Origin of the sequence: Bradyrhizobium sp. R2.2-H (genome assembly GCF_004346455.1) — a bacterium.
In the GTDB taxonomy this organism is placed as follows: domain Bacteria; phylum Pseudomonadota; class Alphaproteobacteria; order Rhizobiales; family Xanthobacteraceae; genus Bradyrhizobium; species Bradyrhizobium diversitatis.
This window is the reverse complement of the sequence record NZ_SMBR01000007.1, coordinates 142,806-165,842: the sequence shown is the minus strand read 5'-3', so window position 1 is coordinate 165,842 and position 23,037 is coordinate 142,806. Positions and strand designations below refer to the sequence as shown.

22 protein-coding genes are annotated in these 23,037 nt (G+C 65.6%); 2 read left to right on the top strand and 20 right to left on the bottom strand.

The window, feature by feature from the left end:
• Positions 1-7 precede the first annotated feature (7 nt).
• The 3 genes from EDE08_RS19515 to rimP are packed head-to-tail and all read right to left on the bottom strand — an operon-like array spanning position 8 to position 3,083.
• Positions 8-691 (bottom strand): RNA-binding protein, encoded by a 684-nt coding sequence (locus EDE08_RS19515; RefSeq protein ID WP_131870445.1) that lies wholly within the window; start codon positions 689-691, stop codon positions 8-10.
• A gap of 23 nt (positions 692-714) precedes the next feature.
• A complete protein-coding gene (nusA, locus tag EDE08_RS19510) occupies positions 715-2,325 on the bottom strand; it encodes a transcription termination factor NusA (RefSeq protein WP_131870443.1) in 1,611 nt (536 codons plus the stop codon).
• A gap of 2 nt (positions 2,326-2,327) precedes the next feature.
• Positions 2,328-3,083 (bottom strand): ribosome maturation factor RimP, encoded by a 756-nt coding sequence (rimP, locus tag EDE08_RS19505; RefSeq protein WP_131870441.1) that lies wholly within the window; start codon positions 3,081-3,083, stop codon positions 2,328-2,330.
• Between the two features lie 371 nt (positions 3,084-3,454).
• Between rimP and EDE08_RS19500 the strand changes: the two genes are divergently transcribed.
• Positions 3,455-4,537, top strand: a complete 1,083-nt coding sequence (locus EDE08_RS19500) for a DUF2336 domain-containing protein (RefSeq protein ID WP_131870440.1) — start codon at positions 3,455-3,457, stop codon at positions 4,535-4,537.
• 115 nt (positions 4,538-4,652) lie between these two features.
• On the opposite strand, the gene trmB is transcribed toward EDE08_RS19500, so the two are convergent.
• The 16 genes from trmB to murJ all read right to left on the bottom strand — a co-directional run bounded on the left by trmB (position 4,653) and on the right by murJ (position 19,983).
• Positions 4,653-5,363, bottom strand: a complete 711-nt coding sequence (trmB, locus tag EDE08_RS19495) for a tRNA (guanosine(46)-N7)-methyltransferase TrmB (RefSeq protein WP_131870438.1) — start codon at positions 5,361-5,363, stop codon at positions 4,653-4,655.
• Positions 5,360-6,517, bottom strand: coding sequence for a M20 family metallopeptidase (locus EDE08_RS19490; RefSeq protein WP_131870437.1), 1,158 nt, complete (start codon positions 6,515-6,517; stop codon positions 5,360-5,362). The genes trmB and EDE08_RS19490 overlap by 4 nt, the downstream gene beginning before the upstream one ends.
• An 86-nt stretch (positions 6,518-6,603) precedes the next feature.
• Entirely contained in the window at positions 6,604-7,017 is a 414-nt protein-coding gene (locus tag EDE08_RS19485) for a helix-turn-helix domain-containing protein (protein WP_007603895.1), read from the bottom strand.
• Positions 7,018-7,235: 218 nt separating this feature from the next.
• Positions 7,236-8,849 carry an apolipoprotein N-acyltransferase gene (gene lnt, locus EDE08_RS19480; RefSeq protein ID WP_131870435.1) on the bottom strand — a complete coding sequence of 538 codons (1,614 nt, stop codon included), beginning with the start codon at positions 8,847-8,849 and terminating at the stop codon, positions 7,236-7,238.
• Positions 8,846-9,964, bottom strand: a complete 1,119-nt coding sequence (locus EDE08_RS19475; RefSeq protein WP_165936044.1) for a hemolysin family protein — start codon at positions 9,962-9,964, stop codon at positions 8,846-8,848. Before EDE08_RS19475 ends, lnt begins: the two co-directional genes overlap by 4 nt.
• 1 nt (position 9,965) lies before the next feature.
• Positions 9,966-10,475: an rRNA maturation RNase YbeY gene (gene ybeY, locus EDE08_RS19470; RefSeq protein ID WP_061879911.1), complete on the bottom strand. Its 510-nt coding sequence runs from the start codon at positions 10,473-10,475 to the stop codon at positions 9,966-9,968.
• A gap of 58 nt (positions 10,476-10,533) precedes the next feature.
• Complete coding sequence (locus EDE08_RS19465; RefSeq protein WP_131870431.1) at positions 10,534-11,529, bottom strand: PhoH family protein; 996 nt, start codon at positions 11,527-11,529, stop codon at positions 10,534-10,536.
• Positions 11,530-11,593: 64 nt separating this feature from the next.
• Entirely contained in the window at positions 11,594-12,988 is a 1,395-nt protein-coding gene (gene miaB / locus EDE08_RS19460) for a tRNA (N6-isopentenyl adenosine(37)-C2)-methylthiotransferase MiaB (RefSeq protein ID WP_131870429.1), read from the bottom strand.
• A 183-nt stretch (positions 12,989-13,171) separates the two neighbouring features.
• Complete coding sequence (locus EDE08_RS19455) at positions 13,172-13,852, bottom strand: HAD family hydrolase (RefSeq protein WP_131870427.1); 681 nt, start codon at positions 13,850-13,852, stop codon at positions 13,172-13,174.
• Between the two features lie 98 nt (positions 13,853-13,950).
• A complete protein-coding gene (locus EDE08_RS19450) occupies positions 13,951-14,406 on the bottom strand; it encodes a Fur family transcriptional regulator (protein ID WP_061879908.1) in 456 nt (151 codons plus the stop codon).
• Positions 14,407-14,444: 38 nt separating this feature from the next.
• Positions 14,445-14,930, bottom strand: coding sequence for a ribosomal protein S18-alanine N-acetyltransferase (gene rimI, locus EDE08_RS19445; protein WP_131870425.1), 486 nt, complete (start codon positions 14,928-14,930; stop codon positions 14,445-14,447).
• Positions 14,927-15,622: a tRNA (adenosine(37)-N6)-threonylcarbamoyltransferase complex dimerization subunit type 1 TsaB gene (gene tsaB / locus EDE08_RS19440; protein ID WP_131870424.1), complete on the bottom strand. Its 696-nt coding sequence runs from the start codon at positions 15,620-15,622 to the stop codon at positions 14,927-14,929. The genes rimI and tsaB overlap by 4 nt, the downstream gene beginning before the upstream one ends.
• An 88-nt stretch (positions 15,623-15,710) precedes the next feature.
• Entirely contained in the window at positions 15,711-16,280 is a 570-nt protein-coding gene (locus tag EDE08_RS19435; RefSeq protein WP_131870422.1) for a NifU family protein, read from the bottom strand.
• 306 nt (positions 16,281-16,586) lie between these two features.
• Complete coding sequence (locus EDE08_RS19425; protein ID WP_165936042.1) at positions 16,587-17,081, bottom strand: universal stress protein; 495 nt, start codon at positions 17,079-17,081, stop codon at positions 16,587-16,589.
• A 106-nt stretch (positions 17,082-17,187) separates the two neighbouring features.
• The gene (trpS, locus tag EDE08_RS19420; protein ID WP_131870418.1) at positions 17,188-18,240 is read right to left on the bottom strand and encodes a tryptophan--tRNA ligase; all 1,053 of its coding nucleotides are present in this window, start codon (positions 18,238-18,240) and stop codon (positions 17,188-17,190) included.
• A gap of 207 nt (positions 18,241-18,447) precedes the next feature.
• Complete coding sequence (gene murJ / locus EDE08_RS19415) at positions 18,448-19,983, bottom strand: murein biosynthesis integral membrane protein MurJ (RefSeq protein ID WP_131870416.1); 1,536 nt, start codon at positions 19,981-19,983, stop codon at positions 18,448-18,450.
• Positions 19,984-20,109: 126 nt separating this feature from the next.
• Here murJ and EDE08_RS19410 point away from each other — a divergent pair, with 126 nt between their 5' ends.
• Complete coding sequence (locus EDE08_RS19410) at positions 20,110-21,111, top strand: adenosine kinase (RefSeq protein ID WP_131870415.1); 1,002 nt, start codon at positions 20,110-20,112, stop codon at positions 21,109-21,111.
• A 222-nt stretch (positions 21,112-21,333) separates the two neighbouring features.
• Here EDE08_RS19410 and EDE08_RS19405 read toward each other — a convergent pair whose 3' ends face one another.
• On the bottom strand, positions 21,334-23,028 hold the full coding sequence (locus EDE08_RS19405; protein ID WP_131870413.1) for an AMP-binding protein: 1,695 nt from the start codon (positions 23,026-23,028) through the stop codon (positions 21,334-21,336).
• Between the last annotated feature and the right edge of the window lie 9 nt (positions 23,029-23,037).

Below are 23,037 nucleotides of genomic sequence, written 5' to 3'. Positions count from 1 at the left end.
TTGTCTCTCAGAAATCCTGGCCGTGCTTTTCGGCAGTCTTGTCAGCGTCCGCCATCCGGTATCGGACCAGCATCTGGCTACGTGACAGGAATGACCTGCTCGCCGGGCCCGCGAGCAGCGCAGCATGTATCACATTTGACCGGGTGAGTGCCAAATCCAATTCTACCGATTTCAGTGCGGTGACGACCGGAATCTGCGGCTCAGCGCCGCGATTTCCGGTATTTTGACGTGCCAGCATGTCCAATTTGCGGATTCCGTCCGCGGCCCCGTCGCTGGCATGGATCAGGACCTCGACCGTGCCCTCCCGAAGCGCGCTCTCGACCTTGCCGAAGCCGGCCACAACCTGGCCCGCCTTGGCGGCGATCCCAAGGGCTTCCGTCACGCTCCGAACCAGGAGCGCCTCGATGTCGGTGGGAAGCGTCTGAGGGATGCGCAGATCGCGCTTGAAGGCCTTGCTAAATTGGTGACGCCGGACGGCTTCCGCAACCACCTTGCGTGAGGCCGTGATCCACATGCCGCGTCCGGGCAGCTTGCGCTTGAGATCGGGAACCACCTCGCCTTGCGGCGATACGACGAAGCGGACCAGCTCGTCGATCGGACGGACCTCGCGACTGACCGCGCACATGCGCATGGTCGCGGACCTTTCGGTCCGCGGCCCATGATCGAGTTCGCTGTCAATGCTGGCGAGCATCCGGATGACATCCTCCCTGGCCCTTACGCCGGCTGGTCTTCGGTCGCCGCAGCCTCTTCGGCAGGCTTGGCGAGATCGGCTTCGGTGATCCAGCCGGCCTTGACGCGGGCCTGCATGATCATCGCTTCGGCATCGTCACGGGAGATGTCGACGCCGTCGAGCGCACCGGCGTGCTTGGTCGGCTCGCTGCCTTCCTTGCGTTCGGTCCAGCCGACCAGATCGTCGGTGGCGCAGCCGGCGAGGTCGTCGACCGTCTTGATGTCGTTCTCGCCGAACTTCACCAGCATCTTCGAGGTCACGCCGGGCACGTCCTTGAGCGCGTCCTCGACACCGAGCTCCTTGCGCCTGGCCTCGAGTTCGGCTTCCAGCTGCTCCAGATATTCGCGGGCGCGGTTCTGGAGCTCTTGCGCGGTCTCCTCGTCAAAGCCTTCGATCCCGGCGAGTTCCTTGACGTCCACCATCGCGAGTTCCTCGACCGAGGTGAAGCCTTCGGACGCCAGCAGCTGGCCGACCACTTCGTCGACATTGAGCGATTCCATGAAGACGCGGGTGGAGTTCTCGAAATCGGCCTGACGGCGCTCCGATTCCTCCTGCTCGGTCAGGATGTCGATGTCCCAGCCGGTGAGCTGCGAGGCCAGACGCACGTTCTGGCCGCGGCGGCCGATCGCCAGCGAGAGCTGGTTGTTGGTGTCGGGCACCACGACCTCGATGCGCTCGCGGTCTTCGTCGATGACGACCTTGGAGACTTCGGCCGGCGCCAGTGCGTTGACCACGAAGGTCGCGATGTCGGGCGACCAGGGGATGATGTCGATCTTCTCGCCCTGCAGTTCGTTCACCACGGCCTGCACGCGCGAGCCGCGCATGCCGACGCAGGCGCCGACCGGATCGACCGAGGAATCACGGGAAATCACGCCGATTTTCGCGCGCGAGCCGGGATCGCGGGCCACCGCCTTGATCTCGACGATGCCGTCGTAGATCTCCGGCACTTCCTGCGCGAACAGTTTCGCCATGAACTGCGGATGAGTGCGGGAGAGGAATATCTGCGGGCCGCGGGTTTCGCGGCGGACGTCGAAGATGTAGGCGCGGACGCGGTCGCCGTTGCGGAACACTTCGCGCGGCAGCATCTCGTCGCGGCGGATGATGGCCTCGCCGCGGCCGAGATCGACGATCACGCTGCCATATTCGACCCGCTTGACGACGCCGTTGACGATATCGCCGATACGGTCCTTGAATTCCTGGTATTGCCGGTCGCGCTCGGCCTCGCGCACCTTCTGCACGATCACCTGCTTGGCCGATTGCGCGGCGATGCGGCCATATTCCAGCGGCGGCAGGGTGTCCGCGATGGTGTCGCCGACCTGGGCGCCGGGATTGGCGCGCTGCGCGTCGACCAGTGAGATCTGGTTGGAATGGTTTTCGACCTTGTCGACCACCAGCATGTGGCGCGACAGCCGCAACTCGCCCTTCTTCGGGTCGATCTCGGCATGAACGTCGGTTTCGCTGCCGTAACGGGCCCGCGCCGCCTTGGCGATGGCGTCCTCCATCGCGGCGATGACGATGCCGCGGTCGATCGATTTCTCGCGTGCAACGGCGTCCGCGATCTGAAGCAATTCAAGTCGGTTGGCGCTGACTGCCATGGCTAGTCTCCTTGGTCAGGCTCGATCTCGCCCCGCCGCGCGCGTTCGGCGGCCAGGCGATGTTTCTTCGTATTGGTCGGGGCCGGCTTCTTCTTCGGCTTGGTGTTCTTGGTGATCTTCGCACTGATCTCCGCGTGCGGTGCAGCCGGCGGCTCCAGTCCGAGATCCCTGCGCATCTTGCGCTCCTCGGCCTTGCCGCGGCGCATGGATTCCGCGATCAGCTCGTCGGTCAGCACGAGGCGCGCCTCGCCGATATCCTCCATGGTCAGGAGAACGTCGGCTTCGTCGCCCGGCTTGACGTCGTCGCGATGCAGATGCACGCGATCGCCTTCGACCGGACCGAGCGTGCCGCGGAAGCGCTTGCGCCCCTCATGTGCGACGGCCATCTCGATCTTCACCAGATGCCCGGAATAGCGCTCGAAATCGGAGCGGCGAACCAGCGGGCGGTCGATGCCGGGCGAGGAGATTTCGAGCCGATAGGCGCGATCGATGGGATCGGCGACGTCGAGCACGGGCGACAGCGCCCGCGAGATCGCCTCGCAATCCTCGATCTGCATCGAGCCGTCCGGTCGCTCGGCCATGATCTGCACGGTGCAGCCGGCTTCCCCGGAAATGCGGATCCGCACCAGCCGATAGCCCATGCCTTGGAGCACGGGGGCTGCGACTGCCGACACCCGTGCCGCGACGCCGGGCTCGACCACGAGCCGCGGCTCGGCCAGCAATTCGGCATCCGTGGAACCAGGGTTCGGCTCGGTCATGTCCAGGGTCAGGGCGCTCGTTGGTTAAGGCTTGGGTTAAGGCTTGGTTACGACTTCAAAGCCCGCTTCGGAACTTTCCCGACGGCGCGTCGGGCCGCATCTTCCGCCAAGCCGCGTTCAGGTAATAAAAAAGAGCGGGTCCTTGCGGGCCCACTCTCACTACGCGGATCGTATGAGAAGATGAATTGGCGCTGATATAGCGCTTTCCGCCCTCCCGGACAAGGCCCATTGCAGCGGGAACGGGGCCTTTTTGCGCCGATCTGCGGACCCTGCGCAACGCTTCTTTCATCAAGCAGGCCTAACTTCCGCGATCGTGGGGCGGCTTGAACCAAGGGCGCACCCGCGGCGTGCCCCGTTCGAGTTGCGTTTTCATGACCGTTGCCACGTCGCTCATTCCTGGACTGGACGATATCGTCAAACGCGGCGATCCGCGGCGACGCGGCGAGATCGCGCGGGCCATCGCCCAGTTGTTCTTCCAGGATGCGGAGAAGCTTCGCCCCGAGTTGATCGATCTCTTCGACAATCTCCTGATCGATCTCGTCCCGCATGCCGAGCTGTCCTCGCGGGTCGATCTGGCCGAGCGCTTCTCGCACCTGAACAACGCGCCGCCGCACCTGGTCAATCAGCTCGCGCGCGAAAACGAGATCGTGGTGGCCGGTCCCGTGCTGCGCCGCTCGCCCGTGCTCGACGACGCGGCTCTTGCCGAGATCGCGCGCCTCAAAGGCCAGGGTCATCTCCTGGCGATGACGGAGCGCCCAGCCTTGTCTCCCGTCGTCACCGACGTGCTGGTCGAGCGCGGCGATCGCGACGTGGTGCGCCGCGCCGCAGGCAATGCCGGTGCGGTGTTCTCGCCAGGCAGCTATTCCGAGATGATCAGGCGCGCGGCCCAGGACGGTGTGCTGACGCTCAAGATCGGCCAGCGCAACGACCTTTCCGGCGAGCACCTGAAACAGCTGCTCGACGGGACGCTCGACGTCATCCGTCGCCGCCTCTCCAGCGTGGTCAATCCCGCGCGCAAGGCCGAGATCAATCGCGCGATGGCGGCGATCGAGGAGGCCGCGCGCCCGCCGGGGCCGCGCCGCGATTTTTCGGACGCGCAGCGCACGGTGCTCGCCTTGCATCGCGAGGGCCATCTCGGCGAAAGCGCGCTGCTCGGTTTCGCCAAGGCGCACAAATACGAGGAATCGATCGCCTCGCTCTCGGCGATGTCCGGCGTTCGCCTCTCGACCCTCGACCGCCTGATCGCGGGCGACCGCTACGATCCGCTTCTGATCCTGGGCCGCGTGCTCAATCTCGGCTGGCCCACGGTGCGTGCGCTCATCCTGCTCTGGTACGGTCCGCAACGCACGCCTGCCGATGCCGACCTCGAGGCCGCGCGCGTGAACTTCACGCGCCTGATGCCGACGACCGCCGAACGCGTCGTGAATTTCTGGCGCAACCGGCGGACGATTTAAAGTTTCTCTCTCTTGTCATTCCGGGGCGCGCGAAGCGCGAACCCGGAATCTCGAGATTCTCAGGTGCGCAATTGCGCACCATAGTTCGATGCTGCGCATCGCCCCGGAATGACGACTACACTTTTCTGAACCGCAGATAAGCCGCCTTGCGTCCCTCGCGCGCGGCCTTCCGGCCGTAGCGTGTCATGGTGTAGCCCGGCCACGGCTGGCGGAAATCGTCGGCGCGTTCGGCGAGCCAGACGAAGTCCTGCGAGCGCGCAAGATGCGACAGCGTCCAGGCGCAGTAATCGTCGATGTCGCAGACGAAACGGAACTCGCCGCCGCTTCGGAGCACGCGCGCCATTGCGGCGATCGTCCGGTCCTGGACGAAGCGCCGCTTCCAGTGTCGCCGCTTCGGCCAGGGATCGGGGTGAATCAGGTCGATCCGCGATAGCGAATCCTTCGGCAGCCAGGCCAGGAGTTCGGCGGCATCGCCCGCGAACAGGCGGATATTGCCGATGTTGGCGGCCTCGATCTGCGCGAGGATTTTCGCCATGCCGTTGACGTAGGGTTCGCAGCCGATGAAGCCCGTGGCGGGAAAGTTCTGGGCCTCGGCAGCGAGATGCTCGCCGCCGCCGAAGCCGATCTCGAGCCTGACGTCTTCGGCTGGGGGAGCGAAGATCGCGCGGGCATCCGCCGGCGCCTCACTGTCGATGTCGAGGGCAAGATGCGGCAGCAGCTGCTCGATCAGCCCGGCCTGGTGTTGCCTGAGCTTGTGGCCCTTGCGGCGCCCGAAGAAGGCGCGGTCGCTGTCGTCGCGATCGGGGTCTGATTTGCGTTCGCTCATCGCAGCGTCTGATACAGGCGATGGAGCAGCCGCGCGCGCGGCGCGAGCGACGAGACATAGAGCTGCTCATAGTGGGTGTGCGCGCCCTTGCCGTCGACGCCAAGCCCGTCGAGCGTCGCGGTGTACGCGGCGGTGAAATTGCCGTCCGAGCCGCCGCCTGTATGCGTGTCGATCAGCTCGAAGCCGATCTCCGCGGCGAGCGTCCTCGCATGCTCGTACAGCGAGGCGCCCGCATTGCTCTTCTCGTAAGGCGGACGATTGAGCTCGCCGGTGACCGTGAAGGTGACACCGTCCGTCTTCGATGTCAGCCCGAGAATCTTGCCGACGAACTCGTCTGCGTCCTTGAGGCTAACCACGCGCAGATCAACTTCGGCATAGGCCTCTTCCGGCGTGACGTTGGGGCGCGTGCCGCCACGCACCACTCCGACATTGACGGTGACGCCGCGCGTCAGATCGTTCATTCCTTCCAGCGCCAGGATGATATTGCCGAGCTCGCGGACGGCGCTGCGGCCATCTTCGGGCCGGGAGCCGGCATGCGCGGGCACACCCTTGATGGATACCTGGAAGCGCCCGACGCCCTTGCGTCCGGTGACGATCTTGCCGCCGTCGCGCGCCGGCTCGGTCACCAGCACATATTTGGCCTTGCGCCCTTCCTTCTCAATCAGCGCACGCGAGGTCGGGCTGCCGATCTCCTCGTCGGAGGTGAACAGGTGTGTGATGCCGAGCGGCGAGCGATCGGCCGTCGCGCAAAGCGCGCGAAAGGCATGATGGGCGATGTAGGCACCGCCCTTCATGTCGTAGATGCCGGGGCCGAACGCGACGTCGCCTTCGATCTTGAACGGCAGGCGCTCGATGAATCCGATGGGATGAACGGTATCGAGGTGGCTCAGCACCAGGATGCCCGGTCGATCCTGCCCCCAATTCGTGCGCGCCACGAGATGATCGCCGCAGCCATCCACGCCGGCGACGCGCTCGAGCGTGACCGGCAGGTCGCGGTATTGCTCCGCGACCAGAGACACCAGCTTGTTGACCTGTTCAGGCGCTTCGGTCGGCGTCTCGATTTCCACCCAGCGGCGGATGCCATCGAGGATGGTTTGGGAATCGAACCAATTGGAGCCGGTCATGAGCGCATCTGTGCCTTTGAATCGCATCATCGAAGCGGGCGCGCATCAAAGCGCGGTCCTAAATGACGACATAGGCCAGATTTGACGCCGTCTCAAATCGCCATCGCGATGGCGCTTCAGCGCTTGTCGGGACCTTCGCGGGCCGCAATCTGCTCGACGAGATCGACGATGGAGCGGCGCATCTTCGAGTCGGTGATTCGCGTGAACGCCTTGGTCAAGGCGAGCCCTTCGGAGGTCGCGAGAAAGTCCGAGACATAAGAGGGCGAGGCGCCTTCGCTGAAGCCATCCGGACCCGGCACGCCGCTCGGGCCGCCTTCGAACAGGAATGACACCGGCACCTGGAGAATCTCGGCGATCTGCTGGATGCGGCTCGCGCCGACCCGGTTGGTGCCCTTCTCGTATTTCTGGACCTGCTGGAAAGTCAGGCCCAAAGCTTCACCGAGCTTTTCCTGGCTCATGCCCAACATGATGCGGCGCATGCGCACGCGACTGCCGACATATTTGTCAACAGGGTTGGGCGCTTTCGACATTTCCTCAGCCCTCCAAACATCACCTTCGGCGCAATGATCAAGCATGCCTCGGGTGCAGCATCGTCAAAACCAAACCCTGTTATTGGGAAACATTGCGGAGAAATTTAGCAACGCACCTCTGTCTTTCGCAGCTGGTGCAGAATGGGGAGCCCGCGTGCAGTCTGTCAACCGTGGGACTACGGTTGTCAAAGGTTTCCGGCTACGCCGATGAGAAGCAATCAGGGATGTCGTTTGGCGACACGGCGGCGGACGGCCACAATCACGGCGAGCGCGACGAGCATGATTGCTGGTACATCACCCACCCGTGCATAGACGGTCGGCGGGATCGCAGCCGGAAGGTTTGCATCCAAAATGCCTTCGATGCCGAGGCCGAGGCTCGCGACCGTGCGTCCGACCGGATCGATCACTGCGGAGATGCCGGTATTGGCGGAGCGGACCAACGGCAATCCGAGCTCGATCGCGCGCATCCGCGACTGCTCCAGATGCTGATAGGGGCCGGTCGAGATGCCGAACCAGCCGTCGTTGGTGAGGTTCACGATCCAGCCCGGACGTTCGTTGCGTCCGGCCACTTCGCCGGGAAAGATGGCTTCGTAGCAGATCAGCGGCAGCGCCGGTGGTACGCCCGGGACCGGCAGCACATGCCGCACGCTGCCGGCGATAAAGCCGCCGCGCACACGCGTCAGCTGCTCGAAACCGAGCTTCTCCATCAACGTCTGGTAGGGGAGAAATTCTCCGAACGGGACCAAATGCACCTTGTCGTACACAGCGAGCACGCTGCCGTCGTGATCGATCACGTAGATCGAGTTATAGGCGCGTGTGATCGGCGTGCCCCGCGGCAGGTCGGGCGCGCGGACCGAGCCCGTGATCAGCACTGTACCCTTGGGCAGGAGGTCGGCGATTTGCGCCATCGCGTCGGCTTCGCGGGTCAGGAAGAACGGAAAGGCGGATTCCGGCCAGATCAGGATGGTGGCATCGCGTACGCCGGTCGATTGCGGGCCGGAGGCGCGGTCCGACAGCGCAAGGTACTTCTTCATCACCTCCGTCTTCGCGGCGTAGTTGAATTTTGCGTCCTGCTGGAGGTTCGGCTGCATCAGGCGCAGCTTGGCGCCTGACACCATCGTGGTTGGATGCAGCGACAGGCGGATTGCGCCGAAGACGCTCATGACGACCAGAAGCGCGACGGCGGCCGCCGGCGCGCGCCACGGCAGGCGGCGATCGGGCGTGCGGTCGATCAGCGTCGCCGGGCTTGCGAAGATCGCAACCGTCAGGAACGTCATGCCCCACAGGCCGATCAGCGACGCCGTCTGGGCCAGCGGTAGCGGCTCGGACAGCGCATAGCCGAACGCGTTCCACGGAAAGCCTGTCAGTGCGTGACCGCGCAGCCATTCGCTCATGGTAAGGCTCGCGGCGAGCGCTAGCACGCGCGTGGCGTTCTTGGTCCACAGCAGGCGCGCCAGCGCAAAGCCTATCGCAGTGAAGATCGACAGATAGGCCGGCAGGCCGAGGACGGCGAACGGCGTCAGCCAGGCGAACACGTCGGCGTCGACAAAGAAGGCGTAGCCGATCCAGTAGAGGCCAGGCACGAAATAGCCGAGCCCGAACCAGTAGCCGGTCAAAGCGGCGGCGGGGACGCCGCCATAGCGGCCGGCGCCGGCGCCGTCGATCAGCCAGACCAGCACCGGGAAGGTGACGAACAGCACCGGGAAGAGGTTGAACGGCGCCAGCGCCAGCACCGACAGCGCCCCGGCCGCCATGGCGATGACGGCGCGCTTCCATCCCCAGGTGAGAATGATGGCAAGCGCAATCTGCCGGAGTCGCTGTGATGGACTCACTGCGGGCCGGTCCCATCGCTCGGTGGCGGCGTGGGCGTGTCGCTGGCCGATGGCTGTCCGCTCTCCGGCGTGGCCTCGCGGCGCCGGCTCTCGCGCTGGGTGCGCGGCGCGGGGCGCTCCTTCCGTGTCGAGATGCGCAGCCGCTTGACCCGGCGCGGATCGGCGTCGAGCACTTCGACCTCGTAAGTGCCCGGACCCGAGATCACCTCGCCGCGCACCGGCAGGCGTCCGACGAAGCTGACGAGATAGCCGCCCAGCGTCTCCACCTCCTCGCCGGCTTCGCCGGTGACGAAATCCTCGCCGATCACAGAGCGGACGTCGTCGAGGCTGGCGCGGGCGTCGGCGATGAAGGCATTGTCGGGCAGGCGCACGATCGAGGGTGGCTCGTCGCTGTCGTGCTCGTCGTCGATTTCGCCGACGATCTGCTCGACGATGTCCTCGATCGAGACCAGGCCGTCGCTGCCGCCATATTCGTCGACCACCAGCGCCAGATGGATGCGCGTGGCCTGCATCTGCGCGAGCAGGTCGATCGCCCGCATCGACGGCGGCACGTAGAGCAGCTTGCGGATGATATGCGCATCATGAAGCGGCAGTGCGAGATCGACGGCGCGCAGGTCGAGCCCGGCCGGCAACGGCTTCTTGCGCTTGGTCTTGGTGGCTTCCGATACGCGGGCGCGCGCGGTCATGAAGGCGAGCAGGTCGCGGATGTGGACGATGCCGACGGGATCGTCGAGCGTCTCGTTGAAGACGACGAGGCGGGAATGGCCGGCACTCTCGAAGCGGTCCATCAATTCGCCGAGCGGGATGTCGCGCTTCACTGCGATGATGTCGGCGCGATGCACCATGACGTCGGCGATACGGCGCTCGTGCAGGCCGAGAATGTTGCGCAGCATGGTGCGCTCGACCGCGGAGAAGCCGGTGTCGTCGGGCGTCGATGCATCGAGCACGACTTGGAGGTCGTGGCGGACCGAGCCCGCCTTCCAGCCGAACAGCGTCCGGATGGCGCGCAGGAGCCAGCCTTCGGCGGCCGGGCGCATCACCTCGCCATGGGCCACGACGGCGGGCAGATTGCGCGTGTTGCGCGGGTTGTCCTGGATTGGATCGGAATCCGGCATCTCAGTGCGCCCCGGCGCGGTCGGCATAGGGATCGGGGATGCCGAGATGCGCCAGGATCTGCGTCTCCAGCGCTTCCATCTCCTCGGCGTCGCCGTCGTTCTCGTGATCGTAGCCGATCAGATGCAGGAAGCCGTGCACGGCGAGGTGGCTCAAATGGTGCTCGAACGGCTTGTGTTCCTCGTCCGCCTCGCGCCGCATGGTCTCGTAGGCGATCGCGATGTCGCCGAGCATGCGCGGCGCATCGCCCGGCTTCCACCCGCCCTCCGGCTGGAGCGCGGGAAACGACAGCACGTTGGTCGGCTTGTCGATGCCGCGCCAGTTGCTGTTGAGGGTGCGGATGCCGGCGTCATCGGTCAGCATCACAGCCACTTCCGCGTCGGCAACGTCTTCGTCGACGCTCTCGGCGGCGGCCGCCACCGCGCGCTGGATCACGGCTTCGGAATCAGGCTCGCGCTGCCAGCAATCGGCGACGACGAGGACCTCGGTCATGGGCAGGTTGGAATGGGACATTGTGTTGTCTGGGACGAAAGGCGCCGTGCTCGCGCCTCTGGGGTCCGGTGTTGCCTCGTCAGGATTGACCGGTGGCCGGCCGCTGCGGCGAACCTTCGTAGGCGGAGACGATCCGCGCCACGAGTTCGTGGCGGATCACGTCCTCGGCCTTGAAATGAACCTGGGCAATTCCCTCGACGCCGCTCAAGAGGCGGGTCGCCTCGGCCAGGCCCGAAGTCTGGCCGTTCGGCAGGTCGATCTGCGAGGGATCGCCCGTCACGATCATGCGGCTGTTCTCGCCGAGGCGCGTCAGGAACATCTTCATCTGCATCGACGTCGTGTTCTGGGCCTCGTCCAGGATGATGGCGGCGTTGGTGAGCGTGCGGCCGCGCATGAAGGCGAGCGGCGCGATCTCGATCTCGCCGGTCTGGAGCGCACGCTCGACGATGCGCGCATCCATGAGGTCGTAGAGCGCATCGTAGATCGGCCGCAGATAAGGATCGACCTTCTCGCGGAGATCGCCGGGCAGGAAGCCGAGCCGCTCGCCGGCTTCCACCGCCGGGCGCGACAGGATGATGCGATCGACCTCCTTGCGCTCGAACAGCTGAGCGGCATGGGCCACGGCGAGCCAGGTCTTGCCGGTGCCGGCGGGGCCGACGCCGAACACCAGCTCGTGCCGCTTCAGCGCGCGGATGTAGGAGTCCTGTGCGGCCGTGCGCGCGCGCACCGGGCGCTTGCGCAGGTTGATGCTGTCGAAGGTCGATTTGGCCGATTTGGCGTCGAACTCGAACAGCGAACCCTGCGCGATCACGGCGCGGATCGCGCCTTCGACTTCGCCCTGGTCGAGATCCTGTCCCTTCACGGCCTGTCCGTAGAGCATCTCCAGCACGCGGCGCGCGGCATCGCAGCCGTCGCGGCTGCCGCCGATGGTGATGTGGTTGCCCTTGGAATCGACGACCACGCCGAGCCGCCGCTCGATCTGCGCCAGGTGCTGGCCGTAGGGGCCGACCAGCGCGGAAGCGGCGCGGTTGTCGTCGAAGTCGATGACGACCTGGGTCTCGGGCGGAACTTGCATGTCGCGGTCAAATTTGCGGCTGGGAGCGAACGAAGACGAATCCGATGCGCTTTTGGGCAAGGGTTCAGGCTCCAGTGGCTTGCGATAAAGCGGGCTCGCGCGCGCCACGCGGCGTCATGAGCTCGCCGAGAAAGCTGTAGCGTTCGAGGCTGTCGATGCGGACCGGCAGGATTTGTCCGATGATGTCGGGCGAGGCCATGACATGGGTGGGCTGGAGGTACGCGGTGCGGCCGACGATCTGGCCCTCCTTGCGCGCCGGACGCTCGAACAGCACATCGACCGTTGAGCCAATCGCAGCCTTGTTGAAGGCCGATTGCTGGCTGTCGATCAGTTCCTGGAGCCGCTCCAATCGCTGGTCCATCTCGGCGGGGGACACCGTCTCCTGCATGTCCGCGGCCGGCGTTCCCGGCCGGGCGGAGTATTTGAACGAATATGCCGCAGCGTAACCGATTTGCGTGACAAGCGCGAGGGTGGCGAGAAAATCTTGCTCGCTTTCGCCCGGGAAGCCGACGATGAAATCTGATGAAAAAGCAATGTCTTGGCGGGCGGCGCGGAAACGGTCGATGACCCCAAGGTAATCATCGGCGGTATGTTTCCGGTTCATGGCGGCCAGAATCCGGTCCGAGCCCGATTGCACCGGCAGGTGCACGAACGGCATCAGGGCACCGAGATCGCGATGGGCCGCAATCAGGCTGTCGTCGACGTCGCGCGGATGGCTGGTCGAATAGCGCAGCCGCGCGATGCCGGGAATCTTCGCCAGATGCTCGAGCAGCCGGCCGAGCGGCCAGGTTTTTCCGTCCGGCCCGTCGCCGTGATAGGCGTTGACATTCTGCCCGATCAGCGTGAGCTCGCGCACGCCGTTGTCGGCGAGCCGCTTCACGTCATCGACGATCTTCGTTACCGGGCGCGAGACTTCGGCACCGCGCGTGTACGGCACGACGCAGAAGGTGCAGAACTTGTCGCAGCCTTCCTGCACCGTGACGAAAGCGGAAATGCCGCGCGCGCGGATCGCATCGGGCTTCGGCTGCGCCAGGAAGCCGAACTTGTCGGCCGCGGGAAACTCGGTCTCGATCGCGCGACCTTCGTCGCCAGCGCGCTTCAAGAGCTCCGGCAGGTGATGGTAGCTCTGCGGGCCGACCACGACGTCGACCACAGGTGCCCGGCGCACGATCTCCTCGCCCTCGGCCTGCGCCACGCAGCCCGCGACCGCGACCTGCATCGCGCGGCCCGCACGCGCGGCCTCGTCTTTGGCCACGCGCAGCCGGCCGAGCTCGGAATAGACCTTTTCCGAGGCCTTCTCGCGGATATGGCAGGTGTTGAGGATGACGAGGTCGGCATCCTCAGCGCTGGCCGTCTCCACGAATCCTTCCGGAGCCAGCGTGTCCACCATGCGCTGGGCATCGTAGACGTTCATCTGGCAGCCATATGATTTGATGTGCAGCTTGCGCGGCGGCGTCATGGAACCCGAAAATGGCGGTGGAGGACGGCCCCTCAGATATAGGCTGGAGGGGCGAAAATCCAGCGAATGGGGGCCGAGACGGTCATTCCGGGGCGCTCGCAGTGCGAGCGAACCCGGAATCCAGAGGTTTTGGCCGTGATTCCGGGTTCGATGCCGCGCATCGCTCCGGAATGACAGCAATACTCAGCCGGCCAGGGCCTTCGCCTCGACCCGCCGGAGCAACTCCGGGAGCTGGTGCATGTCGGCAAAGGTCAGCTCGGCGCCGGCCTGCCGCAGGGTCTCGGCATGGCCGTCCCCGCAATGGCTGCCTCCGTAAAAGCCGAACACGGTCATTCCCGCCGCCCGCGCGCCGGCAATGCCGGCCAGGCTGTCCTCGATCACGACGCAGCGCGCGGGTGGCACGCCCATTTCGTTCGCCGCGAACAAGAACAGGTCCGGTGCCGGCTTGCCGTTCTTCACCTGCGAGGCCGAGAAGATGTTCGGTGCCAGGCGCTCGTAGAGCCCGGTGCTCCCCAGGCTCATGCGCATGCGCTGATGCGAGCCGCTCGAGGCGACGCAGACGGCCTGCGTGGCGACATCGAGCACATCGTGGATGCCGCGGATCGCTTCCAGGTCGGCTTCGAATGCGCGAAACAGTTCGTCCTGGAGATCGCCGTGATAGGCCTCGGGCAGCTTGCGGCCAAGCTCGGCCTCGATCTCGAGATTGGCCTGCTTTGTCGAACGGCCGAGGAAGCGTTCGAACACCTGCTCCGACGTGATCGGATATCCGTGCCGCGTCAGCACTTCCGCGTGCGCGCGACAGGAGATCACCTCGCTGTCCACGAGCACGCCGTCGCAGTCGAAGATGATGAGGTCGATGGGCATTCAGTGTGTAACTTGGCTATGGCACTCTGGTGCGGGGCGCGCGGTGGCACCTCTCCCAGCGGGGAGAGGTGAAGAGAGGCCGTCGCAAAATTTGTTCATCAATTCGTCGGCTTGTCGTCGTCGAGCGGGACGCAATAGAGCTCGAGTCGGTGATCGACCAGACGGTAGCCGAGCTTGCGGGCGATCTCCGCCTGGAGCTTCTCGATCTCCTCGGAGGTGAACTCGATCACCTTGCCGTCGCGCAGATTGATGAGATGGTCGTGATGGCTGTCGCGCATCTGCTCGTAGCGCGCGCGGCCCTCGCGGAAATCGTGGCGTTCGATGATGCCGGCATCCTCGAACAGCTTCACGGTGCGATAGACAGTCGAGATCGAGATCTTGTCGTCGACCGCGACGCAGCGCCGGTAGAGTTCCTCGACATCGGGATGATCGATCGCTTCCGCGAGCACGCGGGCGATGACGCGGCGCTGCTCGGTCATGCGCATGCCCGTGGCGGCACAGCGCGCCTCGATGTCGGACGCCTTGGATGCAGAGGAAGGTTTCAATGTGGTCATAGCGTTGTCTGCCTGGCGGGCGCTTTCTGCCACCGATGTTACGACAAGTCGCGTCGCATCAGAAGGGCGTTCAATTGTTCCCCGTTGGGCTGCTTATAGTAGCGATCGCGGCGCCCGACCACCACGAATCCGCACCCGTCGTAGAGCCGCCGCGCTGGCTGGTTATTTTCCTCCACCTCGAGAAATATTGTGCGCACGCCGCGCCCGGCGAGGTGGCCGAGATGGGTCATCAGCAGCGTGCGGGAGAAGCCGCGGCCGCGATAAGCCCCGTCCACCGCAATCGAGAGAATTTCCGCCTCGTCCGCGCCGATCCGCGACACGGCAAAGCCGATCGTCTTGCGGCCGAGACGCAAGCGATGCACCAGCGTGTTGCGCTCGCTGATCATGCTCTCGAACTCGCCTTCGCCCCAGCCGTGCGCGAAGGAGGCGCCGTGCAGCTGCGCGAGCCGCGCGGCATCGCGCAAGGTCGCGGGCTCGACGACGGCGCTGCCGCCGTGCCACCACTTCGACAGCCAGCCCATCATGAGGTTGCGGCTTGCGCCGCGAGCGGCTTCTGTGTCGCCGGCTTTGCATCGGGCGCCTTCAGATAGAACGGCCGCGCCGGCGTGGTGTCGGGATCGGCCGCCGCACCGAGCCAGGCGATCCAGCTGATATCGGGCGCGGGCTGCGCGTCGACCGCAACAGGTTGCGGTCCATCCTTCGGCCAGCGATCGGCGAGGATCCTTGCGGCGTTGCCGACCAGATGCGGCGCGCCGAATTGCGAGGCCGCGATCGCCTCGTCGATGCTGGCGACCTTAGGTCGCACCAGCTGGCTGCCGTCGCCGGCGACGATCTGGAAATAGACGTGATCGTGCCGCGCATCGACTGCGGAGAGCACGGGCGCCGTTCCGCTCTGGCCCACGACGGTGGCGGCATAGGCCGACAGGGTTGTCAGGCCGACGGCCGGCCGCCCGGCCGCGAGCGCAAGGCCGCGCGCCGCCGAAATGCCGACGCGCAGGCCCGTGAAGCTTCCGGGACCGACGGTGACCGCGATGCGGTCGAGCGCGGTGAAGGCGAGATTGGCCGATTGCATCACCCGCGCGATCAGCGGCATCAGGGCCTCGGCATGGCCGCGCTTCATGAGCAGTGATTCCTGCGCGCGCAGTTCGGCCGTTTCGGTGTCGAGCACAGCGGCCGCGCAGGCGTCGAGCGCAGTATCGATGGCGAGGATCAGCATGAAAAAGCAAATGGCGAGTGGCGAATGCCGAACAGTCTAGCCGATCGGAGTTCCATTCGCCATTCGCCACTCGCCATTCGCGCTCTAATCACATCGGCCGGACTTCGACCACGTCGGGCACGAAGTGCTTGAGCAGGTTCTGGATGCCGTGCTGGAGCGTCGCCGTTGATGACGGGCAGCCGGAGCAGGCGCCCTTCATGTTGAGATAGACGATGCCGTCCTTGAAGCCGCGGAAGGTGATGTCGCCGCCGTCGTTGGCGACCGCCGGCCGCACCCGGGTCTCGATCAGATCCTTGATCATGTCGACCGTCTCGGCGTCGGCCTCGTCGAAGAACTCGTCCTCGTCGTCGAGATCGGCATCGCCCTGCGCCGTGCCGTCGGCAAGCAGCGGCGCGCCCGACATGTAGTGCTCCATGATGGCACCCAGGATCGCGGGCTTGAGCTGCTGCCATTCACCGTTCGCCTTGGTCACGGTGATGAAGTCCGATCCGTAGAACACGCCGGTGACGCCGGGCACGTCGAACAGCTTTTCGGCGAGGGGCGAACGGCCTGCGGCTTCGCGGCTCGAAAACTCCACGGGGCTGCCGTCGACCACGACGCGGCCCGGAATGAACTTCAGCGTGGCGGGATTGGGGGTGGCTTCAGTTTGAATGAACATGGTTCTCTCCAGACGTCGCCGGTTCAAGGCCGGCGCGTGCCTATCCACTAGCAGATGGCGACGGGGAACGCACGATCAAGGGGAGGTGGGATATTAGCTCATAAAAATCAGTGGGTTGGCCTTACCCTCCTCTGGAGGGGGAGGGTCGATCGCGCGCAGCGCGAGCGGGGTGGGGTGATCTCTCCACTCGGGCACTGTTGGATGCGGAGAGACCGTCACCCCATCCCGTCTCATGTCTCGCTTCGCTCAACATGAGCCGACCCTCCCCCTCCAGGCCCCTCCAGGGGAGGGTAAGAGGCACCGCCGCTACGACAGCGAATCCACGCTTTCGTCGCTCAGCGCGCCCGAGATGATGGTCACCGGCACCGGGAATGTGCCCAACTCGTGCGCCAGCAATGAGACCAACGGCCCCGGCCCTTCCGCGCCGGGATTGGCAGCGAGCACCAGCATGGCGATGTCGGGATCCTCATCGACCACCGCGAGCAGCTGTTCCATGGCGGCGCCTTCCCGGATCACCCGTTCCGGCGTGATCGCGGCGATGCCGTTGGCGCGGCCGGCGGCGCGGTCGAGCGCGGCCTCCGCCGCTTCCTGGGCCTCGGCGCGCATGATGTCGGCGACGCCGAGCCATTCCTGGCTCTGCTGCTCCGGCTCGATGATGCGCAGCATCACCACGCCGCCGCCGGCGCGGATCGCCCAGCGGCTGGCGTAATAGACGGCGCGATCCCATTCGGCGGTGTCATCGACGATGACGAGGCATTTGGGCTTGTGGCCCGGCTCGTAGCAAAGTCGCTTGCTGGTCATGCATGTCCCGGAATGTGCATGGGGACCATGCTGCCACACTCCCGCGATGTTTGGGAGAGGCGAAGCGGCGGGCGCCGTGGCGCCAGCCGGTGTTGCGAAGCGCGCCTTAGCGCCGGCGGATGAAGCCGACGATGTCCTTGGAGAGCTTCATCGTCTCGTCGGCGATGGCACGGGCCCGGTCGGCGCCGTCGATGAGGATCGCGTCGATATGGCCGGGGTCGGCGACGAGGCGCTTCATCTCGCCGGCGATCGGCGCGAGCTTGGTGACGCACAACTCCGCCAGCGCGTTCTTGAAGCTGGAGAACTGGCCGCCGCCGAAATCGCGCAGCACCTCGGCCTTGGAGCGGCCGGAGAGCGCGGCGAAGATGCCGACGAGATTGTCGGCCTCGGGGCGGGCTTCCAGGCCCTTCTCCTCCGTCGGCAGCGGCTCCGGATCGGTCTTTGCCTTGCGGATCTTCTGCGCGATGGTGTCGGCGTCGTCGGTGAGATTGATGCGCGAATTGTCGGAGGCGTCCGACTTCGACATCTTCTTGGTGCCGTCGCGCAGGCTCATCACGCGCGTCGCCGGGCCGGTGATCAAGGGTTCCGGCAGCGGGAAGAACAGCCCGTCATTGTTGCCCTGGGCGCGGATGGAATCGCCGAAGTCGTTGTTGAACTTCTGCGCGATGTCGCGCGAGAGCTCGAGATGCTGCTTCTGGTCCTCGCCGACCGGAACGTGGGTGGCACGGTAGAGCAGAATGTCGGCCGCCATCAGCACGGGGTAGTCGAACAGCCCGACCGATGCGTTCTCGCGGTCCTTACCGGCCTTCTCCTTGAACTGGGTCATGCGGCCGAGCCAGCCCATCCGGGCGACGCAGTTGAAGATCCAGGCGAGCTCGGCATGGCCCGAGACCTGGCTCTGGTTGAAGACGATGTGCTTCTTGGGATCGATGCCGGCAGCGACGAACGCGGCGGTCACCCCGCGGGTGCTGCGCGTGAGCTCGGCCGGGCCGCCCCATACGTCGACGCCCTGCGTGATCGCGTGCATGTCGACGACGCAATAGATGCAGTTGTGGGTTTCCTGCATCTTCACGAAGTTGACGATCGCGCCGAGATAGTTGCCGAGGTGCAGATTGCCCGTCGGCTGGACGCCCGAAAAGACCCGTTCAACGAATGGCATGGTCAGCCTTCCAATAGGTATTCGGGCGTCGTTTCCAACAGCGGCGCTGCCCCGTCAAGGGCAATTCCACCTCTCCCATCGGGAGAGGTCGCGCCGAAGGCGCGGGTGAGGGGTTGGGCTCCATCGAGGGACCTAGTCCCCTCACCCGATTTGCTGCGCAAATCGACCTCTCCCGATGGGAGAGGCGAAGAGCCGTCGGCGCACACTCTAATGAGCGGGGCGTTTCAACGCGTGAACCGCTTCGCGCCAGGACGCCGCTCCGAGGATCTGCAGCAGCAGGCCGTAAACGGCGATTCCAGCCGCGATCTGCGCGCCGAGCACGATGAAATCGATGAAGCCATGGGCCCCGGCCGGCACGAGGCCTGCAGTCAGCCAGAGCAGAGTGCCCATGGTCGCGGCGGCGAGCGCGATCCGCGGCAGCCGCTTGCGGGCGCTCGCATCGACCGAGAAACCGAACTCGCGCGTACCCTTGCGGAGCAGCGCGAGCGCGCTGCCCCAGGCGCCGGCGGCGATGCTTGCGGCGATCCCGCTCGTGCCGAAGAGATGGCCCAATAGGATGGCAAGCACGACCGCGATCACAAAGCCTTGGGCGGTTGCCAGCAGCGGCGTCATCGTGTCGCTGCGGGCATAAAAGGCCGGCGACAACGCCTTGATCAGCACGTGCGCCGGCAGCCCCAGCGCCAGCCACATCAACGCATGCGCCGTCGCCGCGCTGTCATGCGCGCCAAACGCGCCATGCTCGAACAGCAGCCGCACGATCGGCTCGGCCAGCACGATCAGACCAAGCGTCGCCGGCAGCGCCAGCCCGGCTGCAAGCTCCAGCGCGCGCGATTCGGCATGCGCCACGGCGTCGCGATCGGAGCTGGCGACGGCGCGCGTCAACTCCGGCACCAGCACCGTGCCCATGGCGACGCCGACGATGCCGAGCGGCAGCTCGATCAGGCGATTGGCGAAATACAGCCAGGACACCGCCGACGGTGTCGCGGAGGCGATGATCGCGCCCGCGACCATCAGCCATTGCGGACCCGAGCTTGCGAGCATGCCGGGGATCGCCTTGGCGAAGAAGCCGCGCATCTCCTTGTCGAAACTGGCGCGCAGCGGCGTCGCAAGATGCGCGCTTCGCTGCGACAGCAGCATCAGGAGTTGCAGCAGGCCGGCGATGCCGACGGTGGCCGCCAACACCCATGCAGCGAAACTGGCGTCAGCCTGCCAGACGAGCAGCACCGCGATCGCGGCGATCAGCGCGATGTTGAATAACAGAGGCGAGAACGCCGTCAGCGCGAAGCGGCCCTGGGCATTGAGCAGTCCCATCAGCACGGTGACCGGGCCGGCAAAGGCGAGGTAGGGCAGCATCAGCCGCGCACTCTCGGCCGCGCGATCGAGCGTGCCGCTGCCAAGGAAGCCCGGTGCGACGACCGTGATAACCAGCGGCATCAGCAATGCGAGCAGGATGGACATCGCGATCAGGGCCGCGCTGACCGTGCCGAGCACGCGCCCGGCGAACGCCGCTGCGGCTGCCGCCCCGTCGCGATCCCTGATGCGCAGCCAGGCCGGGATCAGCGCCGCGTTCAGCGCGCCCTCGCTGAGCAGCCGGCGCGCCACGTTGACGAGCTGAAACGCTGCGAGAAACGCATCCGCCACGGCGCCGGTGCCGAGCAGCGCCGCAATCATGGAATCGCGGGCAAAACCCAGCAGCCGCGAGGCCAGCGTTCCCGTCGAGACGGTGAGGAAGGAGCGGATCATCGGCCCTTTATCATACCGTTGCTTGCCCGCGCCGGCCCGGTCATGATAGGCCGCGAGCTTGGATTTCACGCCGACAGGAAGCGGATTTCCGTAAGGTCCGCAATCCGGCAAACAGGATCAAGGTGAATGGCTGACGTGAAATATGACGTTCTCGGCATCGGCAACGCGCTGTTCGACGTGCTGGTCAGGACCGACGAGGCCTTTCTGGCCAGGCATGGCATGGCCAAGGGCAGCATGTCGCTGATCGACGAGGCTCGCGCGGCCGCCATCTACAAGGACATGGGTCCGGCCACGGAAGTCTCGGGCGGCTCGGCCGCCAACACCATCGTCGGCATCGGCAGCCTGGGCGCCCGCGCCGCCTATGTCGGCAAGGTCAAGGACGACCAGATCGGCAAGCTCTATGTCCATGACATCCGCGCCGCCGGCGTCGCCTTCAACACGCCCGCCGCCACGGACGGCCCCGCCACCGGCTGCTCCTACATCCTGGTCACCGGCGACGGCGAGCGCACCATGAACACCTATCTCGGCGCGGCGCAGGACCTGTCGCCCGCCGACATCGACCCGGCCGAGGTCGCTGCTGCCGGCATCGTCTATCTCGAGGGCTATCTCTGGGACCCCAAGAACGCCAAGGATGCCTTCGTCAAGGCAGCCCAGATCGCCCATGACGCCAGACGCAAGGTGGCGCTGACGCTGTCGGATTCCTTCTGCGTCGACCGCTATCGCGACGAGTTTCTCTTGTTGATGCGGGGCGGCACCGTCGACATCGTCTTTGCCAACGAGTCCGAGCTGCATTCGCTCTACACGACCTCGGACTTCGACGCCGCGCTGAAGCAGCTTCGCAACGACGTCAATCTCGGCGTCGTCACCCGTAGCGAGAAGGGCTGCATGGTGGTCTCGGTGGAAGACGCCGTCGCCGCGCCGGCATTTCCTGTCGACAAGGTGGTCGACACCACCGGCGCCGGCGATCTCTTCGCTGCCGGCTTCCTGTATGGCCTGGCACGCAATCTCGCCTACAAGCAGTGCGGCGAACTCGGCGCACTCGCCGCCGCCGAAGTGATTCAGCACATCGGCGCCCGCCCGCAGGTGTCGCTGAAGGAATTGGCCCAGCAGCGCGGGCTGACGGCATAGACGAAGTCGCGCCCCATCCTCAGCTGTCATTGCCCGGCGAAGACCGGGCGATCCAGTACTCCGAGCAGCTTGTGATCGATCGAGAAGCCGCGGCGTACTGGATTCCCCGCCTGCCGCCTGCGCTAAAGCTTCGGCGCGCCTGAGACCGAAACCTCGGCGAAGCCTTGGCGTAGCCGGGTCGCGGGGAACGACAGCCATCGTGTAGGGAGAGCACTCAACCCCTCACGCCGTCTTCGCAGCCTTCAGTCCCAGCCGCTGCTCGACTTCCTCGCGCATCAAGAACTTCTGGATCTTGCCCGTCACCGTCATCGGGAATTCGTCGACGAACTCGACGTAGCGAGGGATCTTGTTGTGGGCGATCTGGCCTTCGCAGAACGCCCGCACCTCGTCCGCCGTCATCTGTTCGCCCGGTCTGACGCGGACCCAGGCGCAGAGCTCCTCACCATAGCGGCTATCCGCCACGCCGAAGATCTGCACGTCCTGGATCTTGGGGTGACGATAGAGAAACTCCTCGATCTCGCGCGGATAGAGGTTTTCGCCGCCGCGGATCACCATGTCCTTGATGCGGCCGACGATGTTGCAATAGCCCTCGTCGTCGATGGTGGCGAGGTCGCCGGTGTGCATCCAGCCGTTCGCATCGAGCACGTCGGCGGTCTTCTCGCTCTCCTCCCAATAGCCCAGCATCACGCTGTAGCCGCGGGTACACAGCTCGCCCCGCTCGCCGCGCTTGACGATCTTGCCCTCGAGATCGACGACCTTGACTTCGACATGCGGATGGATGCGTCCGACCGTGGAGACGCGGCGCTCCAGTGGATCGTCCACCGCGCTCTGGAAGCTGACCGGACTGGTCTCGGTCATGCCGTAGGCGATCGTGACCTCGCGCATGTTCATCGCGTTGTTGACGCGCTTCATCACCTCGATCGGGCAGGGGGCGCCGGCCATGATGCCGGTGCGCAGCGACTTCAGGTCGAACGACTTGAACTCGGGATGATCGAGCTCGGCGATGAACATGGTCGGCACGCCGTAGAGCGCTGAGCATTTCTCCTGTTCAATCGTACGCAGCGTCGCGAGCGGGTCAAAACCCTCGCCGGGATAAACCATCGCGGCGCCGAGCGTGACGGAAGCGAGGTTGCCCATCACCATGCCGAAGCAATGATAGAGCGGCACCGGAATGCAGATGCGGTCCTGCTCGGTGAGGCGCATGGCGCGGCCGGTGAAATAGCCGTTGTTGAGGATGTTGTGGTGGGTCAGCGTCACCCCCTTGGGCGATCCCGTCGTGCCACTGGTGAACTGGATGTTGACGGGATCGTCGAATTGCAGCTCATGGCCGAGCGCATCAAGCTGCCGGCGGTGCCGGTCGCCGCCCATGCGCGCGACCTCGTCGAAAGGAATCGTGCCGGCAGCGGCGGGGCCGCCGATCTGGATGACATTGCGCAGGGCCGGCAGCCGTGCCGCCTGCAACTGCCCCGGCTCGGCGACTGGCAGCTCCGGCAACAGCGTGTTGAGCATCTCCATGTAGTTGCTGGTCTTGAACGCGGTCGCGGTGACGATCGCCGTGCAGCCGACCTTGCGAAGCGCAAATTCCAGCTCGCTCAAGCGATAGGCCGGATTGATCGTCACCAGGATCAGGCCGGCCTTGGCGGCGGCGAATTGGGTCAGCGTCCATTCCGGCCGGTTCAACGACCAGATTCCGATCCGTTGCCCCCGCTCGAGGCCGAGCGCGAGGAAGCCGGCGGCGAGCGCATCGACCCGTTCGGCCAATTCCGACCATGTCCATCTCACGCCATGGCTGGGCGAGATGAGGGCTTCGCGATCGCTCCAACGCTGCACAGCCCGGTCGAGGCTGCGGCCGATGGTGTCGCCGAGCAGCGGCGCGTCCGAGATGCCGCAAACGTAGCTATCGCTCTTCTCTGCCAAGTCGATGCC

Excerpts from the sequence above, each read along its gene's own strand:
- trmB (WP_131870438.1), bottom strand. The coding sequence starts at position 5,363 with ATGAGCGAACGCAAATCAGACCCCGATCGCGACGACAGCGACCGCGCC.
- trpS (WP_131870418.1), bottom strand. The coding sequence starts at position 18,240 with ATGCCATTCGTTGAACGGGTCTTTTCGGGCGTCCAGCCGACGGGCAAT.
- EDE08_RS19455 (WP_131870427.1), bottom strand. The coding sequence starts at position 13,852 with ATGCCCATCGACCTCATCATCTTCGACTGCGACGGCGTGCTCGTGGAC.
- rimI (WP_131870425.1), bottom strand. The coding sequence starts at position 14,930 with ATGATGGGCTGGCTGTCGAAGTGGTGGCACGGCGGCAGCGCCGTCGTC.
- tsaB (WP_131870424.1), bottom strand. The coding sequence starts at position 15,622 with ATGCTGATCCTCGCCATCGATACTGCGCTCGACGCCTGCGCGGCCGCT.
- nusA (WP_131870443.1), bottom strand. The coding sequence starts at position 2,325 with ATGGCAGTCAGCGCCAACCGACTTGAATTGCTTCAGATCGCGGACGCC.
- EDE08_RS19410 (WP_131870415.1), top strand. The coding sequence starts at position 20,110 with ATGGCTGACGTGAAATATGACGTTCTCGGCATCGGCAACGCGCTGTTC.
- EDE08_RS19485 (WP_007603895.1), bottom strand. The coding sequence starts at position 7,017 with ATGTCGAAAGCGCCCAACCCTGTTGACAAATATGTCGGCAGTCGCGTG.
- EDE08_RS19425 (WP_165936042.1), bottom strand. The coding sequence starts at position 17,081 with ATGACCAGCAAGCGACTTTGCTACGAGCCGGGCCACAAGCCCAAATGC.
- EDE08_RS19475 (WP_165936044.1), bottom strand. The coding sequence starts at position 9,964 with ATGCCGGATTCCGATCCAATCCAGGACAACCCGCGCAACACGCGCAAT.
- EDE08_RS19435 (WP_131870422.1), bottom strand. The coding sequence starts at position 16,280 with ATGTTCATTCAAACTGAAGCCACCCCCAATCCCGCCACGCTGAAGTTC.
- EDE08_RS19450 (WP_061879908.1), bottom strand. The coding sequence starts at position 14,406 with ATGACCACATTGAAACCTTCCTCTGCATCCAAGGCGTCCGACATCGAG.
- EDE08_RS19490 (WP_131870437.1), bottom strand. The coding sequence starts at position 6,517 with ATGATGCGATTCAAAGGCACAGATGCGCTCATGACCGGCTCCAATTGG.
- miaB (WP_131870429.1), bottom strand. The coding sequence starts at position 12,988 with ATGACGCCGCCGCGCAAGCTGCACATCAAATCATATGGCTGCCAGATG.
- rimP (WP_131870441.1), bottom strand. The coding sequence starts at position 3,083 with ATGACCGAGCCGAACCCTGGTTCCACGGATGCCGAATTGCTGGCCGAG.
- EDE08_RS19500 (WP_131870440.1), top strand. The coding sequence starts at position 3,455 with ATGACCGTTGCCACGTCGCTCATTCCTGGACTGGACGATATCGTCAAA.
- EDE08_RS19515 (WP_131870445.1), bottom strand. The coding sequence starts at position 691 with ATGCTCGCCAGCATTGACAGCGAACTCGATCATGGGCCGCGGACCGAA.
- EDE08_RS19465 (WP_131870431.1), bottom strand. The coding sequence starts at position 11,529 with ATGCAAGTTCCGCCCGAGACCCAGGTCGTCATCGACTTCGACGACAAC.
- ybeY (WP_061879911.1), bottom strand. The coding sequence starts at position 10,475 with ATGTCCCATTCCAACCTGCCCATGACCGAGGTCCTCGTCGTCGCCGAT.
- murJ (WP_131870416.1), bottom strand. The coding sequence starts at position 19,983 with ATGATCCGCTCCTTCCTCACCGTCTCGACGGGAACGCTGGCCTCGCGG.